1 protein-coding gene is annotated in these 217 nt (G+C 75.6%); it reads right to left on the bottom strand.

The genetic code is table 11. The features are described 5' to 3' along the window. Positions 1-217: cysteine protease StiP domain-containing protein (locus tag B7L92_RS43285; RefSeq protein ID WP_255311349.1), on the bottom strand; the 217-nt coding region annotated here is incomplete at both ends.

Here is a 217-nt window from a genome sequence, read left to right as displayed (position 1 = left end):
CGTCGACGAAGACGACGTCCCGGGGGTCGTGGTGCTCCGCCAGCCAGCGCAGCGCGTTGGCGTCGATGCCCCGGCCGCGGACGATGGAGACGGCGTAGTGGGGCAGGTCGAGGCCGTGCCGGTACCGGGCCCAGCGGCGCATCAGGATGCCGACGGGGGTGCCCGCGCGGGCCAGGGAGGCGAGCACCGGAGGGGAGGAGCGCTCGGTGAGCACCGT

This window comes from Streptomyces viridosporus (assembly GCF_002078235.1).
Taxonomy (GTDB): domain Bacteria; phylum Actinomycetota; class Actinomycetes; order Streptomycetales; family Streptomycetaceae; genus Streptomyces; species Streptomyces viridosporus.
This window is presented reverse-complemented; position numbering and strand designations above follow the sequence as displayed.